This window comes from Corynebacterium evansiae (genome assembly GCF_027570065.1).
Taxonomy (GTDB): domain Bacteria; phylum Actinomycetota; class Actinomycetes; order Mycobacteriales; family Mycobacteriaceae; genus Corynebacterium; species Corynebacterium evansiae.
This window is the reverse complement of the sequence record NZ_JAKMUT010000001.1, coordinates 284,930-300,837: the sequence shown is the minus strand read 5'-3', so window position 1 is coordinate 300,837 and position 15,908 is coordinate 284,930. Positions and strand designations below refer to the sequence as shown.

At 62.4% G+C, this 15,908-nt stretch carries 15 protein-coding genes; 3 read left to right on the top strand and 12 right to left on the bottom strand.

What is annotated here, in order from left to right; genetic code table 11:
- The first annotated feature begins 119 nt into the window (after positions 1-119).
- Entirely contained in the window at positions 120-542 is a 423-nt protein-coding gene (locus L8V00_RS01360; RefSeq protein ID WP_269943995.1) for a hypothetical protein, read from the top strand.
- 85 nt (positions 543-627) lie between these two features.
- On the opposite strand, the gene L8V00_RS01355 is transcribed toward L8V00_RS01360, so the two are convergent.
- The 6 genes from L8V00_RS01355 to L8V00_RS01330 all read right to left on the bottom strand — a co-directional run bounded on the left by L8V00_RS01355 (position 628) and on the right by L8V00_RS01330 (position 7,624).
- Complete coding sequence (locus tag L8V00_RS01355; protein ID WP_269943994.1) at positions 628-1,326, bottom strand: hypothetical protein; 699 nt, start codon at positions 1,324-1,326, stop codon at positions 628-630.
- A gap of 135 nt (positions 1,327-1,461) precedes the next feature.
- Positions 1,462-3,051: a glutamine-hydrolyzing GMP synthase gene (gene guaA, locus L8V00_RS01350; protein ID WP_269943993.1), complete on the bottom strand. Its 1,590-nt coding sequence runs from the start codon at positions 3,049-3,051 to the stop codon at positions 1,462-1,464.
- 49 nt (positions 3,052-3,100) lie between these two features.
- Positions 3,101-3,532: a hypothetical protein gene (locus L8V00_RS01345; protein ID WP_269943992.1), complete on the bottom strand. Its 432-nt coding sequence runs from the start codon at positions 3,530-3,532 to the stop codon at positions 3,101-3,103.
- A 35-nt stretch (positions 3,533-3,567) separates the two neighbouring features.
- The gene (locus L8V00_RS01340; RefSeq protein ID WP_035003074.1) at positions 3,568-4,731 is read right to left on the bottom strand and encodes a GuaB3 family IMP dehydrogenase-related protein; all 1,164 of its coding nucleotides are present in this window, start codon (positions 4,729-4,731) and stop codon (positions 3,568-3,570) included.
- A gap of 27 nt (positions 4,732-4,758) precedes the next feature.
- On the bottom strand, positions 4,759-6,294 hold the full coding sequence (guaB, locus tag L8V00_RS01335; protein ID WP_049049852.1) for an IMP dehydrogenase: 1,536 nt from the start codon (positions 6,292-6,294) through the stop codon (positions 4,759-4,761).
- A 169-nt stretch (positions 6,295-6,463) separates the two neighbouring features.
- On the bottom strand, positions 6,464-7,624 hold the full coding sequence (locus L8V00_RS01330) for an ATP-binding protein (RefSeq protein WP_269943991.1): 1,161 nt from the start codon (positions 7,622-7,624) through the stop codon (positions 6,464-6,466).
- 270 nt (positions 7,625-7,894) lie between these two features.
- On the opposite strand from L8V00_RS01330, the gene L8V00_RS01325 reads away from it, so the two are divergent.
- A complete protein-coding gene (locus L8V00_RS01325) occupies positions 7,895-8,293 on the top strand; it encodes a DUF5319 domain-containing protein (protein WP_034985018.1) in 399 nt (132 codons plus the stop codon).
- Here L8V00_RS01325 and L8V00_RS01320 read toward each other — a convergent pair whose 3' ends face one another.
- Together L8V00_RS01320 and L8V00_RS01315 are read right to left on the bottom strand one after the other, a co-directional pair.
- Entirely contained in the window at positions 8,294-9,229 is a 936-nt protein-coding gene (locus tag L8V00_RS01320; protein WP_049049769.1) for a hypothetical protein, read from the bottom strand.
- Positions 9,230-9,274: 45 nt separating this feature from the next.
- Positions 9,275-9,844 (bottom strand): sigma-70 family RNA polymerase sigma factor, encoded by a 570-nt coding sequence (locus L8V00_RS01315; RefSeq protein ID WP_269944071.1) that lies wholly within the window; start codon positions 9,842-9,844, stop codon positions 9,275-9,277.
- A 490-nt stretch (positions 9,845-10,334) separates the two neighbouring features.
- On the opposite strand from L8V00_RS01315, the gene L8V00_RS01310 reads away from it, so the two are divergent.
- On the top strand, positions 10,335-10,640 hold the full coding sequence (locus L8V00_RS01310) for a WhiB family transcriptional regulator (protein ID WP_005291806.1): 306 nt from the start codon (positions 10,335-10,337) through the stop codon (positions 10,638-10,640).
- Between the two features lie 94 nt (positions 10,641-10,734).
- Here the strand turns inward: L8V00_RS01310 and groL are convergent, their stop codons facing one another.
- From groL to tsaD, 4 genes are all read right to left on the bottom strand, one after another.
- Entirely contained in the window at positions 10,735-12,354 is a 1,620-nt protein-coding gene (gene groL / locus L8V00_RS01305) for a chaperonin GroEL (RefSeq protein ID WP_049049767.1), read from the bottom strand.
- A 12-nt stretch (positions 12,355-12,366) separates the two neighbouring features.
- The gene (gene groES, locus L8V00_RS01300; RefSeq protein ID WP_011274097.1) at positions 12,367-12,666 is read right to left on the bottom strand and encodes a co-chaperone GroES; all 300 of its coding nucleotides are present in this window, start codon (positions 12,664-12,666) and stop codon (positions 12,367-12,369) included.
- Between the two features lie 177 nt (positions 12,667-12,843).
- Positions 12,844-13,272, bottom strand: a complete 429-nt coding sequence (locus L8V00_RS01295) for a hypothetical protein (RefSeq protein WP_035003066.1) — start codon at positions 13,270-13,272, stop codon at positions 12,844-12,846.
- A 74-nt stretch (positions 13,273-13,346) separates the two neighbouring features.
- Complete coding sequence (gene tsaD / locus L8V00_RS01290) at positions 13,347-15,908, bottom strand: tRNA (adenosine(37)-N6)-threonylcarbamoyltransferase complex transferase subunit TsaD (RefSeq protein WP_269943990.1); 2,562 nt, start codon at positions 15,906-15,908, stop codon at positions 13,347-13,349.

The window sequence follows — 15,908 nt, the reverse complement described above, 5'->3', positions numbered from 1 at the left end:
CACCTGTTCTAACTTGCTGGGGTCGAATATATCCCTCCCCGCGCAGCAGCGTCAAGCGCAGAAACAAAGACGCAGGTTGAAAGGGGCGGAGAAGGTGGCGTCACCTAAAATGGGCAACCATGAGCCCAACAAACCGCAACGAGCCCGTCATCGCCCCGCCCACGCCCGTGCGCGCCGCCGCCTCGGCACTCTTCGGCCTGGCAGTGGGCATTATGGTCGCGCCGCTCGCGCCCGGCTTTCAAGTGATCGTGCTGATCCTCAACGTCGGCGCGGCACTACTCCTGACGTTTAGCCACCCTTACCGCCGACAGGTACGCGCAGAGGTGGAAAAGCGTGGCGAGCGCTACCGCACCAGCGCAGCGCAGGTCGCACCCCTGTTCCCACTATGGATCGCACTGATGGCGCTCCCGCTACTGAATACGCGCTCGTGGGTTCTCATGGCCATCATGTGGGTCATCGCCAGCGCGTACACCTGGTTCATCTACCCACACATCGACGGCACCGCGCACATCAAGCCGATCGACAAAACCAAGAAGAAGTAGCGCTCAAAGAGCACTGCGCGCAAGCAAACGGCCCGCACTCCCCGGCGCTTGGGGAGTGCGGGCCGAAAAACTATTTCAGCTTCTATTAGGAGCCAGAGAGGCTTCCAGACAGACTACCGGAAGCACCGGAGCCGGCCGGAGCTGCCCCCTTCTTCACTACGATCGGGGTGCCATTGTCGAAGACCTTGTTGTTGTTCACAGCAGCGCCGACCTTAGCGCCGGCACCGTTCTTGTAGGTACCTTCCTTCTCTGGAGCCTTCCAAGTGAAGTCCAGCAGCAGTGGAGTGGCGGTATCGACGGTAGGCTTCTGCTTAATCAGCAGACCCTCCTCCCAAGAAACGCGAACCTCGGTCCGATCCTTGTTCTCAGTAACCGCGTACTCGCCCTGACCCAGCTCGTGGACACCGTCACCCAGCAGACCACCCTTAATACGCTCAACCTTGACCAGCTTGAAGCCCTTTGGCATCCACTCAAGGATCTCGTCGATGCGGGTCTTACCCTTCACCCCCTGAATCAAAACACGGGTCTTCACAGTAGCGCCCGGAGCAACGGTGGTTGCACCATGAACCTGCTTGTACACGTCAACATTCCAGGCCGGCCCACCCACGTTGCCCAGCTTGACCTTGTCACCCTGCGGGACGTCCAGATCCTTCTTGCCACCTAGGGAGCCAGTCAGGCCACCCAGGGAACCAGCCGGCGCGGCGGATGCAACACTTACGCCACCGAAAGCCAGTGCAGATGCTGCGGCAATAGCGGTTGCGCTACGAACAAACTTAGAAGCCATAGAGGAACACCTTTCGATCAACTTTGCATGGGTCTGCAAACGACTTTGCGCTAAAGCATAGCCTAGTTAGCGATGCAAAATCAGTATTTCGGAAGTTTCCTCTAAAAAACCTCTAAGCCGGGCGAAAAACCGCCCTTACTCCCACTCGATGGTTCCCGGCGGTTTGCTGGTGACGTCCAGCACCACGCGGTTTACTTCCTCCACCTCATTGGTGATGCGCGTGGAGATCTTCTCCAACACGTCGAAAGGAATGCGGGTCCAGTCGGCCGTCATCGCATCCTCACTGGATACCGGGCGCAGCACGATCGGGTGGCCATAGGTGCGGCCATCGCCCTGCACACCCACGGATCGCACGTCCGCCAGCAGAACCACCGGGCACTGCCAGATCACATCGTCCAAGCCCGCGGCGGTCAGCTCAGCACGGGCAATAGCGTCAGCGGCACGCAGAGTCTCCAGGCGATCCTCCGTCACTTCGCCGATGATGCGGATGCCCAGACCCGGCCCCGGGAACGGCTGGCGTGCCACGATTTCCTCCGGCAGGCCCAGCTCGCGACCCACGGCGCGCACCTCGTCCTTGAACAGCAGGCGCAGCGGCTCCACCAGCTCAAACTCCACGTCGTCCGGCAGGCCGCCGACGTTGTGGTGGCTCTTGATATTCGCGGTGCCGGTGCCGCCGCCGGATTCAACGACATCCGGGTACAGGGTGCCCTGCACCAGGAAGTCCACGCTGGACCCCTCCGGAGCATCGGCCAGCACACCCGCCACGGCACGCTCGAAGGAGCGAATAAATTCCGCGCCGATGGCCTTGCGCTTAGCCTCCGGCTCAGTCACGCCGGCCAGCTTCTGCAGGAACGCCTCGCGCTCGTCCACCGTCACCAGCTTCGCGCCAGTGGCGGCAACGAAGTCCTTCTCCACCTGCTCGCGCTCACCGGCGCGCAGCAGACCGTGGTCTACGAACACACAGGTCAAACGGTCACCGATCGCGCGCTGCACCAGCGCGGCCGCCACAGCGGAATCCACGCCACCGGACAGGGCGCAGATAGCGCGCCCCTCGTCGCCGATCTGCTCGCGCACCTGCTCAATCAGCTGCTCGGCAATGTTGCCTGCGGTCCAGGTTGGCTCCAGCCCAGCGGTTTCCAGCAGGAAGCGGCGAAGCACCTCCTGGCCCTTCGGAGAGTGCAGCACCTCAGGGTGGTACTGCACGCCCGCCATGCGCTTCTCCGGGCACTCAAAGGCGGCCACCGGCGCACCCTCGGTGCGGGCGGTCACGGTGAAGCCCTCCGGCGCTTCAGAGACGGAGTCGCCGTGGCTCATCCACACCTGCTCGCTATCCCCCATACCTTCGTGCAGCACGCCAGCCTCCGGCTGGATCTGCAGCTCGGTACGGCCGTACTCGCGCAGGCCGGTCTTTGCCACGGTTCCACCCATGGCCTGGGTCATTGCTTGGAAGCCGTAGCAGATGCCGAATACCGGCACCCCCAGCTCCAGCAGTCCCGGCTGGAGCGAGGGGGCGTCATCTGCATAAACAGAAGAAGGTCCACCGGACAAGATCAGGGCCGCAGGGTTCTTCGCGGCAACCTCGTCGGCGGGCATGGTGTGCGGGATGACCTCGGAGTACAGGTTCACCTCGCGCACCCGGCGGGCAATGAGCTGTGCGTATTGCGCACCGAAATCCACGACAAGTACGGGCCGTGGAGCGGCGGCAGCTGGGTCTTGTTGAGTCACGCCCCTAACTCTAACGCACCTGCGCGCCACGGGGCACACCGGTCGCTAGCTAGCCGCGACCGTCCGTGAAGCGCTGCTTGTACCAGTCCATCGACTGCGGGGAGAAAATCAGAGCCAGCGATACCACCGCCACCACGCCGAGGATCATAGCCAGCCAGAACACACCAGACTGGATCACCGTAATCGTAATCAGCACCAGCGTGATGTGCGTCAGCACCAGCCCGGACACACCCCACGTGCGCCCCTGGATAATCATCGTCCCAAACAGCGCAAACGCGAAGAAGTACAGCCCCACCATCACGCCGGTCGCGCCGACGTTCATCTTCACAGTCTCGTCGCCATGCTGCGGCTGGTAGCCGAGGTAGAGCACGATCGTGGCGATGATGCCCACCACGCCGATTACTATTGACGCCCACGAAAGCACCGCTAGCTGCATCGGCAACCGGTCAGTTGTGCGCTGCCACCACTGGGAAATCTTCATTCAGATCAGTTGTGTCTTTCTGTATTAACGGACGACTAACGAACGACTAGGTCGACCTTCTGGAAGCTCTTGATGTCCGTGTATCCACACTTAGCCATCGAGCGGCGCAGGGCGCCAATGATGTTCTCTCCACCAACCGGGTTGGCAGTTGGGCCGAACAGCAGCTCCTTCAACGGCAGCGGCTCGTCGCCCAGGCCTACCTCTTCCACCAGGCCGCGCGGCAGCTTCGGGTGGCCCGCCGTGGACGGCCAGTACCAGTTCGGAGCACCTGCGGAAGCAGCGGTGGCCAAGGGAAGCCCCAGAGATACGGCATCCGCGCCACAGGCGATGGCCTTAGCTACGTCACCGGAATTACGCAGCGAGGAGTCGGCGATGATGTGGACGTAGCGGCCGCCCGTTTCGTCCAGGTAGTCGCGGCGCGCAGCGGCCGCATCGGCGATGGCGGTGGCCATTGGCACGTCGATGCCCAGTGAATCGTTGTTGGTGGTGTGGCCAGAGCCGATGATCACACCCGCCGCGCCGGTGCGCATCAGGTGCATGGCGGTGGTGTAGTCCACCACGCCACCGGCGATCACCGGGATGTCCAAGCTGCCGATGAACTCCTTCAGGTTCAGCGGCTCGCCGTCGCGGTGCACGTGTTCCGCGGAGACCAGGGTGCCCTGAACCACCAGCAGGTCCATGCCGGACTTGATCAGCGCTGGCGCGAGCTCGCGGGCATTCTGCGGGGACACGCGGACGGCGAAGCGCACGCCGGATTCCCGCACCTGGTTCAGCCGTTCCTGCAGCAGGTCCACGTTCAGGTCCAGGGAGTGGAGGCGCTGCAGCTCCGCGTTGGCGCCGAAGATCTCTGAGTCCGAGGCGGCGTCATCCTCCTCGAATAGCGCGGATTCAGCCTTGCGAGCAGCTTCAACAACCCCGCGCAGGGCTGCGTCCAAGTCATCGACGCGACCCCAGAGGCCTTCGGCGTTGATCACCGGAAGGCCGCCCAGCTGACCAAACTCGATGGCGAACTCGGGCGTGACGATCGAGTCGGTCGGGTGCGTCATCACCGGGATATCGAAGGAATAAGCGTCGATCTTCCACGACGTATCCACATCGTGCGAACTGCGGGTGCGTCGGGACGGCACGATGTCGATTTGGTTCAGGCCGTACACCCGACGGGCAGCGCGCCCACGTCCGATGTCAACGTATTCCTGCATGGCTGGATTGCTCCTTAAAGGCGTGCTTTAGCGGTTCGGGTTGTAGTTCGGCGCTTCCATGATGCCCTGCACATCGTGAGGGTGCGATTCGCGCAGGCCCGCGCCAGTGATGCGCACGAAGCGTGCGTTGTGCAGCTCGGGGATCGTCGCTGCGCCGGTGTAGCCCATGGCAGCGCGCAGGCCACCGACCTGCTGGTGCAGGATCGAGCCGATGGAGCCGCGGAACGGCACACGACCCTCGATGCCTTCCGGCACCAGCTTCTCCTCGGACTGCACGTCGGCCTGGAAGTAGCGGTCCTTGGAGTAGGAGCGCTTCTCGCCGGTCAGGCCACGGCCCTGCATGGCGCCCATGGAGCCCATGCCGCGGTAGCGCTTGTACTGCTTGCCGCTGATGGTCACGATCTCACCGGGGGTCTCGGCCGATCCGGCGAGCATGGAGCCCAGCATTACTGTGGACGCCCCAGCCGCCAGTGCCTTGGCGATGTCGCCGGAGAACTGCATACCTCCGTCGGCGATGATCGGCACGCCCGCCTTCTTGGCCGGGACGGCTGCCTCCATGATGGCGGTGATCTGCGGGGCACCAACGCCCGCGACGACGCGGGTGGTGCAGATGGAGCCCGGGCCGATGCCGACCTTGATGGCATCCGCACCGGCCTCGATCATGGCCTGCGCTGCCTCGCGGGTAGCGAGGTTGCCGCCCACGACGTCCACACGGTCGCCGAACTCCTTCTTCACGCGGGAGACCATGTCCAGCACGCCGCGGTTGTGAGCGTGGGCGGTGTCGACGATCAGCACGTCCACACCTGCATCCACTAGGTTGCCCGCGCGGGTCCAGGCATCCTCGCCAGTGCCGATACCGGCGGCGGCCAGCAGGCGACCGGAGGAGTCCTTGGCAGCCAGCGGGTACTGCTCACGCTTGGCGAAATCCTTGACGGTGATCAGGCCGGTCAGCTTGCCAGCACCGTCGACGATCGGCAGCTTCTCTACCTTGTTCTCGGAAAGCAGGCTCAGGGCAGCTTCGGCGGACACGCCTTCCTGGGCGACGACCAGCGGCATGGGGGTCATGGCCTCGGAGACCTTGCGGCTGAAGTCGCTTTCGAAGCGCATGTCGCGGTTGGTGAGGATGCCGACCAACACGCCCTCGTCATCCACGACCGGCAGTCCGGAGATGCGGTAGCGGGCGCACAGATCATCTACTTCCTGGATGGTCATGTCCGGGGAGGCGGTAACCGGGTCGGTGATCATGCCAGCTTCGGAGCGCTTGACGATCTCCACCTGCTGTGCCTGGTCCTCGATGGACAGGTTGCGGTGCAGCACGCCGATGCCGCCGTGGCGGGCCATGGCGACGGCCATGCGGGCCTCGGTGACGGTATCCATGGCGGCGGAGGCCACCGGGATGTTCAGGTCAATGTTGCGAGTGAACTTCGTGGAGGTGTCCACGCCGGAGGGGATCACCTCGGAAGCGGCGGGCAGCAGCAGGACGTCATCGAAAGTAAGTCCAACCAGTGCAACCTTGTTGGGGTCGTCGCCGCCGGTGGAAACTGGGTAAATCTTCGCGTTCATCTCTGGGTTCGTCACAGGTTGCCCGACCTTCCTCTAGAAAATTCTGCGGCGCTTCCTTACCAGGGCTTGGGTGCCTGGGAGTTCTCGCCGTCTTTTCGCCGATGTACTACAGAATAACCCTTTGCAGCGCGTTTTTGTGTGCCGGGGTTAGGTAGCGGCGGGGCGCGTACTACGGCGCCAGGTGGGTCAGCGAGGTGACGAATGCGCCACTGGGAAGCCGAACGCTCAAGTTCCCTCCCGTAACGATCAGCAACAGCGGAGGAGTGTCCCAGGCAAATCTATCGGCGAAGGCTTGGAGGTTTTGTGCAGCTCTATCCAGCACTTGGGAACTCTGCCCCAACTTAACCTCCACAAGCACCGTTCTGCCTGCTAATTCAAAGACCGCGTCTACCTCTAGCCCGGATGCATCACGGGCGTGGAAGATCTGCCGCCCTGTGAGCACACGCAGATCGTGTACCACCTGGGATTCAAACATCTGGCCCGCGTATTCAAGGTTCTGCAGTAGCTTTTCCGGAGATGCCTCCAGCACAGCTGCAGCCAGCGCAGGATCCGCGAGGTGCCGTTTCGGCACCTTGCGGAGGCTGGCACGCGAGCGCAGATGAGAAGACCAGGCACGCTGCTCCTCGGCAATGAAAATCCGCTGTAGCGTGGTGAGGTACTCCCTGGTAGTTGCTCGATCAATATCAATATCAGTAGCGATCGCGCTAATGGACTGCTCTGTCGCCACCCCTCGCGCCAGGGAGCGCAGGAGCGCCTGAACCTTCACGGGGTCCCGACGTTTGCCGTCGGTGACATTAATGTCTACGTGCGCCACGGTCTCTGCGTAGCTACGCAGGTTTTCCTGAGCCGCAGTTGTAGAAAAATGTCGGTTTCCAGGCCAACCTCCGTGGGCCATACGGTCGATGACTCCTCGGATATCCAACACAGTTTCACTGTTGTGCGCCAGTTCGCCTTCTTCCACCAGCTTCGAAAGGGACACAGCACCGTTGGAATGGCCAGACTCGTAGAAGCTGAAGGTGTGCATTCGCAACCGGGCTATTCTTCCCGCCCCGGAGTGGCGGGACTTCTCCTCCCCCGGCGCAGTTGAGCCCGTAAGGATGAATTGCCCCGGTGCCTGGCGCCGGTCAATCTCATGCCGCACTAGGTTCCATAGTCGGGGCTCCTCCTGCCATTCGTCGAAAACGCGGGGAGTGGCGCCGCTGAGCGCCAGGTCTGGCATGGTGTTGAGCTGCGTCTCTAGATTAAGGTCCGTATCCACCTGCACGAGGCTGCCCGCCACCTGGCGTACCGTCGCGGACTTTCCGCAACCTTTCGGCCCTTCGATGAGCACTCCACCGGCACGCTCTAAGGCACTCTGCAGCCGTTGATCTTCAACTCTAGGAAGATATTCCACAGCCATCCTCACCAGCCGCTTTCACTTGATCCATCAGTTTACCACCGTTTCATTCCCCACTTTATCAGCAATTCATTCACCAGTTTGAGCGACTTTCATTCACCAGTTTAGGCGCGTTTCATTCACCAGTCTGCGGTGAGGTGATGCTCTTGCCTTGCATGACCGGCCACAGGGTACGGTGTTGGTGTGAGCTTTAACCACGATCAGATGCCGCCGGACCCTTTCGCCGATGATCCGAACGACCCTGCGTCGTTCCTGGATCCCGACGAGTTTGATGAGGCCGTTCCGCCGTTGTCTCCCGATGAGGTTCAGGCTCTGCGGGAGGATCTGCAGAATGTCCGTGATTTCCGCAAGCTGTTGGAGCCGCGCGGGGTACGCGGGATCACCATGCTGTGTGAGGATTGCGAGGACAGTCACTTCTACGACTGGGACATCATCGAGTCGAATATTCGCACGATGTTGAACAACGAGCTTGTGCCGGTGCACGAGCCGTCAGCGCAGCCAAACCCGAATGATTATGTGACCTGGGATTATTGCCTGGGATACGCGGACGCGATCGACTTCGCGTTCCACGGTCTGCGCCCGCCGTTCCTCTGGGGGAAGTAGTTAGCTACCTTCCGCGCGCGGGGCGTTGTAGTCGGTGAGCACCGGCAGCGACTCCGGGTTACGTGGCCCGCCCGTGGTCGGGGTAGGTCGATCCTGACGGGGCGACGCAGGCTCGCTTGGCTTCTGGGTCTTCGAAGTCGTCGTTTTCGACGTCGTATCAGTGGGGTTCGTCGGTGCCGGGGCACCCATCGGCATCGCCGGCCCCAGCTGCCCAGGGGCTTCCGCCCCTCCAGGGGTTTCCGTTCCACCGAGCAGGATGGTGGTCGTTGGGATCGCCTCCCCAGCCGGCGCCTCAGGAGCCTTGGAGCTCTTCGTGGCAGCCTTGCTCGGCTTGCTCTTTTCCTCCTGGCGCTGCTCGCCCTTGGACTTACGGTCGCCCTGTTCGCCGCGGCTCTGCTCGTCTGCGACGCTCTCTTCACTGAGGACGCCACCTTGCCCGCCAGCGGAGCTCTCAGCAAGACTGTTGGAGCCCTCCGCCTCGACAGCATCCTCTTCTGCCACGGTCTCGCGCTTCACGTGCGCACCCTGCGAGCTGGAGTAGGCAGCGTATCCCAGACCTCCCACAGCGATAGCGGCGGCCACTCCGCCGGCGATCAGCATGCTGGTCAGAGAAATACCTCCGGCAGCGGCCGCCTTGGCGCTGGTGCGCAGCAGACGCGAACTGTTGTTGGCACCCTCAGCTGCCTCAGCCGCTTCAGCTTCAGATTCTTCGCCACCGTCTTCCGCAAACAGGAAGCTTACGTCCGGCGCGGGCGGAATATCCCGGTAGAGCTCCTCACGGTGCGCAACTAGATCCGCGATAACAGGGTCGTTGGAGTCAAAGTTTTCCGTTTCCGGAATCGCCTCGCCGCGGCCGATCGCATCAAGGATGCGATCTACATCCAGGATGGAAGCGAAGTTTTCCTCGCCCTCCCGGAAGCCGTCATTCTGCGCCATGGCTGTTGAGCTCTTTTCTTTCCTGAACTACCCGAAGGTAGCTGCCTACTGTTGAATAATTCCGTGTTTCTTTAGCTTCATAACCGCGCGGTGCTGAGCTACGCGAACGGCCGTTGGCTTCGAACCCACGATCTCCGCAGTCTCCTCTGCGGAGTAGCCGTGAATAACTCGAAGAAGAAGGATTTCTCGTGATTTCTCACTAAGAATATCGAGCTTCCTAGCCAAATCGTTACATGAATCTTGGCTTAAGTACACCTCTTCAGGTAAATCCTGGAAACTCTCTTCCTCTGGCAGCTCCTCCGTCGGATCGGATACGTCCCGCTGTTGGAAACGGTAGGCGTCAGTAATCTTGTTTCGCGCCACCTGGTAGACGAAGGCCATAAACGGTGCCCCACGATCCTCATACCCGGGTAGAGCCTTAGCAACCGCAATGCAGACATCCTGTGCAACGTCATCGGGCGTGGGGTAGCCATTCATGCTCAGCTTGCCGCGACAGAAGAGAACCACCTTTGGGTGGATCAGCTGAATAAGACGATTAACTGCACGACGGTCTTGATCAATGGCCGCCGGGAGGAGATCTCGAATCTCCTCGTCGGTTTCCTGGTCTGCAGCCATCGCCTCTACTCCGTCAAATGCTCGAACGTCTTTATCAACGTCTTTATCAATGTGGATTGAAACTATCACACCGCGCCGACAGCCCCAGATCGACTAAAAAGGGGACTGTTCGATTACTCCTCACGCGGATGCAATGGAACAAACCTGAAACATGTTCCCATTTTTGCTCTGGTTTTTCAGCTAACCTCAACCTTCCTGGCAGCCTTATTTGGCAATCCCCCAGCAAGATCACGGGAAGATGGCAGCAAGCAGCGAATTTTTTAACCCCCTTTGGGGGAATCTAGGCGTGGCGTAGAAACAAGTTAATCCATTGTTCAACTAGCCGCATTCCCGCAGGTAGGCGGCTACCGCTGTGTGAAATAGGTATGTCGGAACAGGTTTTGGATACCCAAAAGGCACTCGTTCTTTACTTAGAGTTCATTTAAGGATTGGAACCTCTCAGACGTCACTACAAGTGAGCATCTGACTTTTCACGAGGAGTAACCACCTAATGCCACAGCCCAGCCAGCTTCCGGGACCTGCTTCTTCGACTTGGGAATGGCAACTCCATGGCGCATGCCGCGGGGCTGATTCTTCTGTCTTCTTCCACCCGGATGGCGAGCGTGGCCGTGCCCGTGCCATGCGCGAGCACCGCGCCAAGGCCATCTGCCGTGAGTGCCCGGTGATTGAGCAGTGCCGCAACCACGCACTCAGCGTGGGCGAGCCCTACGGCATCTGGGGCGGCCTCAGCGAGTCCGAGCGCGACGCTATCCTGCGCCCCACTTCTCGCAACCGCAACCGCCGCGTAGCCTCCTAGCAGCCGACTGGGTGCACAAAGAATAAAGGGAGAGGGACTATCCCTCTCCCTTTAATGCTGCGCTGCCTAGCAGCGGGCTACAGCGGCTATCCCACTAGTGGGCGTGGCCAGCGTGTGCCCCTGCCTGGGCAGCCGGAGCGGCCGGCTTGTCCACCACGGCAGTCTCAGTCGTCAGCACCATGCGGGCGACGGAGGTGGCGTTAACCACAGCGGAGTGGGTTACCTTCACCGGGTCGATGATGCCCTGCTCCAGCAGGTTGCCGTACTCCAGGGTGGCGGCGTTGAAGCCCGAGCCGTTGGGCTGCTCGGCGATCTTGGAGACCACAACGGCGCCGTCCAGGCCGGCGTTGTCGGCGATCCAGTATGCCGGGCGACGCAGAGCGCGAGCCAGGGAACGCAGGCCGATGGCCTCGTCACCTTCTGCCTGGCGGGACAGCTCCTCGATCTCAGCGGCGATCTGCACCAGCACGGAGCCGCCACCGGCGATTACACCTTCCTGGCTGGCGGCACGTGCAGCGTTGATCGCATCCTCGATGCGCAGCTTGCGCTCGTTGACCTCGGTCTCGGTAGCACCACCGGCGCGGATGACGGCCACGCCGCCGGACAGCTTCGCCAGACGCTCCTCGAACTTCTCCTTGTCCCAGGAGGAATCGGTGCGCTCGATGTCGTTGCGGATCTGGTTGCGGCGCTCCTCGACGGCCTCGGCGGAACCAGCACCGTCGACCAGCACGGTCTCTTCCTTGGTGATGTTCACGCGACGGGCAGAACCCAGCTGCTCCAGAGTGGTCTCGGAGAGCTTGTGGCCCAGCTCGCTGTCGATGACGGTACCGCCGGTGACGATAGCCAGGTCGTCCATGAACGCAGAGCGACGGTCGCCGAAGTACGGAGACTTCACGGCCGCGACCTTCAGCGACTTGCGGATGGCGTTCAGCACCAGCATCTGCAGCGGCTCGCCCTCGATGTCCTCGGCGACGATCAGCAGCGGCTTACCGGAGTTGGCAACCTTCTCCAGCACCGGCAGGAAGTCCGGCAGGGAGGAGATCTTCTCGCGCACCAGCAGGATCAGCGGGTTTTCCAGCTCTGCGTGGCCGGTCTCCTGGTCCGTAACGAAGTACGGAGACAGGTAGCCCTTGTCGAAGGAAACACCCTCGGTGACGATCGATTCGTCCTCGATGGACTGGGACTCTTCGACGGTCACCACGCCGTCCTTGCCCACCTTGTCGAAAGCATCGGCAACCATGGCGCCGATCTTTTCGTCACGGGAAGAAACGGTGGCGACGTTGGCGATGGCGGCGTTGTCCGCAACTGGCTGCGCCAGCTCGCGCAGCAGTTCCACAACGCGCTCGGTGCCCTGGGCGATTCCGCGGTTCACGGCGATCGGGTTGGCGCCGGCTGCCACGGTGCGCAGCCCCTCGTTGATCAGAGCCTGTGCCAGCAGCGTAGCGGTGGTGGTGCCGTCGCCGGCGATGTCGTTGGTCTTGATGGCAACGGACTTAACCAGCTGGGCACCCAGGTTCTCGAAGGGATCCTCCAGGTCGATGTCGCGCGCAATGGTCACGCCATCGTTGGTTACGGTCGGGCCACCGAAGGCCTTGTCCAGCACGACGTTGCGGCCGCGCGGGCCTAGGGTCACCTTCACCGCGTCCGCCAGGGCGTCTACGCCCTTCTGCAGGCCCTCGCGGGCCTCTTGATCAAATGCGATGAGTTTTGACATGCAGCTACCCGCTTACTTTTCGATGACAGCGAGGATGTCGCGCTGGGTCAGCAGCAGGTACTCTTCGCCGTTGTACTTCAGCTCGGTGCCGCCGTACTTGGAGAAGACGACGGTGTCCCCCTCCTTCACATCCATCGGGATGCGGTCGTCGTCATCTGCCCAGCGGCCGGGGCCGACAGCGATGACGGTGGCCTCCTGCGGCTTCTCCTTAGCGGAGTCCGGGATGACCAGGCCGGATGCGGTAGTGGTCTCCGCCTCGACGATCTGGACGAGGACGCGGTCCTCAAGGGGCTTGATGTTGACGTTAGCCACGATTGAATACCTCCGTGTATTCGAGCTGTAGGTTTCACTCTTGTGAACTGTTGTGCCGGTTGGTTTTCCAGATACAGCCGTCGTCGCGGGTGAACAACTGTGAGTCAAACAACCTATCTGGCACTCTACCCTCGCAAGTGCTAACGCTCAACCAACCCCGGTGCTAGATCCCCGGAGCTAGACCCCCTTGGTCAGGTTAACCACCGCGTTGTACCACAGCTCGTAATCCTTGGCGTTGTCTTCCTTGTAGTTCTCAACTGCGCGGATGCCGTTGTGGATGGACTCGATGTCCTCGTCGGTCAGCCCTGCTCCCTCGTCGCCGACGAACAGCACGGGGCCGAGGATCGCGCGAGCCGGGTCAGAGATGAAGCTGGAGTCGCCGGTCTCCTGCTCCTTGCGCCCCATGGAAGCCAGCGGGTTCGGCTCCGGGTTCTCCGCCTTGCGTGCGTCGGAGGAGTAAATCGCGGCGACGGTCAGGCCACTCTCCACGAAAACCACGTGCAGGCGATCCTGCTCGCTACCGCCCAGAACGTCGGCGGCCTCCGACAGATCAATGTCCATTTCCTTCGTCTGCAGGTCCGGCGTTACCAGCATGCTGCGTGGCATATTGAGCTCCTAGCTTGTTGTGTGATGAAAAAGTTGTGAGTTTTTAGACAGTCACAGAACATCTTGCCAGCAAATTAGCGATTGCGCAGGACAGGCTCTTCCACGTCCAGCGACGGGTCGGTAGGCGTCGATAAACCGCTCGGCTCCTCCCCCGCCGCAACGAGGCGCGCGGCGAGTGCCGCCATCATCACGCCGTTGTCGGTGCAGAGCTTTGCCTGCGGGATTTTTAGTTCGACGCCCACATCTCCGCACCTTTCGGCAGCCACCTCACGCAGGCGCCTGTTCGCGGAAACACCTCCGCCAAGCAGCATCACGCGGGCGCCCTTATCTTCGCAGGCGCGCAGCGCCTTAGTGACGAGCACGTCCACCACTGCCTCTTGGAAGGAAGCACACACGTCTTCAATGGGCAGGCTCGCACCCTCTTTTTCCGCATTCTCCACGTAGCGGGCGACGGCGGTCTTCAACCCGGAGAAGGAGAAGTCGTAGCGCGAATCCTGCTGGCGCATCATGCCACGCGGGAAGGCGATGGCCTTGGGGTCACCTTGCGCAGCCAGTCGGTCGATCACCGGACCGCCTGGGTAGCCCAGACCCAGCAAGCGCGCGACCTTGTCATAGGCTTCGCCCGCGGCATCGTCCAGGGTGCTGCCGAGTTCTTCCATCGGGGCACCCACGCCTGTGACGTGCAAAATCTGCGTGTGCCCGCCGCTGACCAGCAGCGCGATGGCGTTGCTGAGGTCGGTGCCAACGCCAGCGCCCTCGGTGGAGCCTCCCGCAGCTCCCTCGTCAAGAGTTCCGACAGCCACGTGCCCGCCCAGGTGGTTCACGCCATAGAAGGGCACCTCCCATGCCAGGGCGTAGGCCTTCGCGGCGGCGGCGCCTACCAGCAGGGCTCCGGCCAGGCCGGGTCCAACGGTGGCGGCCACAACGTCCGGAGTGCGGAAACCGGGGACATTCGCGCACGCTTCCGCCAGAGCGGCGCGCATCGTCGGCTGCATGGCCTCCAGGTGGGCGCGGGAGGCGATCTCCGGAACCACTCCCCCGAAGCGGGCGTGCTGCTCCATGGAGGAGGCCACCTTGTTCGCCACGATCTCCAACTTCGCAGCACCGTCGGCAGCTTCTGCTTCGCCACCGGCTGCAGCACCGTCACCGCCAGCTTTACCTTCGCCAGCAGTTGCCGTGCTGGCGACGATGCCCACGCCGGTCTCGTCACAGGAGCTTTCGATGCCCATGATGTAGGTAGGCCGGTTTGAAGTCTCGGTATCTGGGGCCGGGGTGGCGTCAGAAACAAAACCGGGGCGCACCATGGTGAAGGCATCGGCACCCGAGGGTTGGTAGTAGGCGCGGCGGGTGCCTTCGATGGCGAAGCCGTAGCGCTCGTACAGCCCCACGGCGGGGCGGTTGTCGGTGCGAACCTCGAGGAAGATGGGGGCGCGCAGGCGGTCGGCGACGGCGACCAGCGGGTCCATGAGCAGCTTGGACAGGCCCCTCCCCTGCCATTCGGGAATGATGCCGATGGTGTGGATTTCCGCCTCCGGATCGTTAGCCGGGCCGCCGACGGCCAGGATGGCGTAGCCGATCAGCTGGGGCTCACTGGGGCCATCGGCAGAGTCTGCAGCTGCCTCGGGGGCGACCTCCAGGGCGAGGCAGTGCGTGTGCGGCGCGGCGATCTCGCTGGCGAAGGCTTCCGCTGACCAGGGGGAATCCTCGGGGAAGAGGATCTGCTCGATCTCCGCGCAGGCGGGCGCATCGGCAGGAGTGAGCAGACGCACGCGGGCGGACTGGGAGCCTGCATGCGGACCTTCCTCCACAACATCGCTATCGGCGCCTGTCGCAGAGACCTGGGCGCCCAGCTCGTGCACGCGGGAAAAGTCCAGCGCCTTCGAGACAGCCTTCGCCTTCGGCTCCTTCGCATCCGGACGGCGCAGGTAAAGCGCACGCAGCGCGGGCGCGTCGGCGAGCAACCCCGGAACCGAACCGAGAGACTCTAGCGCAGCGAGTACCAGCCCACGAGGCGTTGGGTGGGCATCCACGCTTTCGATCTGGCAGCCCTCCTGGGAGCCAAAAAGCTCTTCCGCCTGTTCTGCTACCGCAGAAGCGCTGAGCACCCGCAGCGGCCAACGGTCGAACTCACTCTGGATCTCCCGCGCCACATCTGGCGCGTGAACGGAAGCCGGAACCTGCACTTCAGAGCACAGCCGCCCTGCCAGCCCGGGAAAGAAACTCATACGCGAGTGGTAGAACTCGCGGCGGCGGGCGTCGGAGACAATCAAATAATCGCCGAAGGCTTTAGACCCGACCTGGGAGGTTGCGTGCTCCCACGCCGTGGCGGCCGCGCTGGGAATGCCGTGGACTGGAATCGAGAGGGCGTCACCAAAGGCAGCAGCGGTAGCCATGCCAACCCGTAACCCCGTAAACGGCCCCGGGCCGGTGCCGGCGACGACCGAGTGAAGATCCCCAGGGGAAAGTTCCGCCTCGGCGAGGCAAACCTGAATGTTAGGGGCGAGCAGCTCCATGTGACCGCGAACGTTATCCACCAGTCGTTCGGAAAGTACGTTCACCTGGCCATTCGCGGAAACTTGGACGATTCCGCAGGTGACATAGTTGGTAGAGGTATCGACGGCCAGCACGTTGATCAT

Excerpts from the sequence above, each read along its gene's own strand:
- L8V00_RS01295 (WP_035003066.1), bottom strand. The coding sequence starts at position 13,272 with ATGCCACGCAGCATGCTGGTAACGCCGGACCTGCAGACGAAGGAAATG.
- guaB (WP_049049852.1), bottom strand. The coding sequence starts at position 6,294 with ATGAACGCGAAGATTTACCCAGTTTCCACCGGCGGCGACGACCCCAAC.
- L8V00_RS01355 (WP_269943994.1), bottom strand. The coding sequence starts at position 1,326 with ATGGCTTCTAAGTTTGTTCGTAGCGCAACCGCTATTGCCGCAGCATCT.
- tsaD (WP_269943990.1), bottom strand. The coding sequence starts at position 15,908 with ATGATCAACGTGCTGGCCGTCGATACCTCTACCAACTATGTCACCTGC.
- L8V00_RS01325 (WP_034985018.1), top strand. The coding sequence starts at position 7,895 with ATGCCGCCGGACCCTTTCGCCGATGATCCGAACGACCCTGCGTCGTTC.
- L8V00_RS01320 (WP_049049769.1), bottom strand. The coding sequence starts at position 9,229 with ATGGCGCAGAATGACGGCTTCCGGGAGGGCGAGGAAAACTTCGCTTCC.
- L8V00_RS01345 (WP_269943992.1), bottom strand. The coding sequence starts at position 3,532 with ATGAAGATTTCCCAGTGGTGGCAGCGCACAACTGACCGGTTGCCGATG.
- L8V00_RS01360 (WP_269943995.1), top strand. The coding sequence starts at position 120 with ATGAGCCCAACAAACCGCAACGAGCCCGTCATCGCCCCGCCCACGCCC.
- L8V00_RS01340 (WP_035003074.1), bottom strand. The coding sequence starts at position 4,731 with ATGCAGGAATACGTTGACATCGGACGTGGGCGCGCTGCCCGTCGGGTG.
- L8V00_RS01310 (WP_005291806.1), top strand. The coding sequence starts at position 10,335 with ATGCCACAGCCCAGCCAGCTTCCGGGACCTGCTTCTTCGACTTGGGAA.
- L8V00_RS01315 (WP_269944071.1), bottom strand. The coding sequence starts at position 9,844 with ATGGCTGCAGACCAGGAAACCGACGAGGAGATTCGAGATCTCCTCCCG.
- groL (WP_049049767.1), bottom strand. The coding sequence starts at position 12,354 with ATGTCAAAACTCATCGCATTTGATCAAGAGGCCCGCGAGGGCCTGCAG.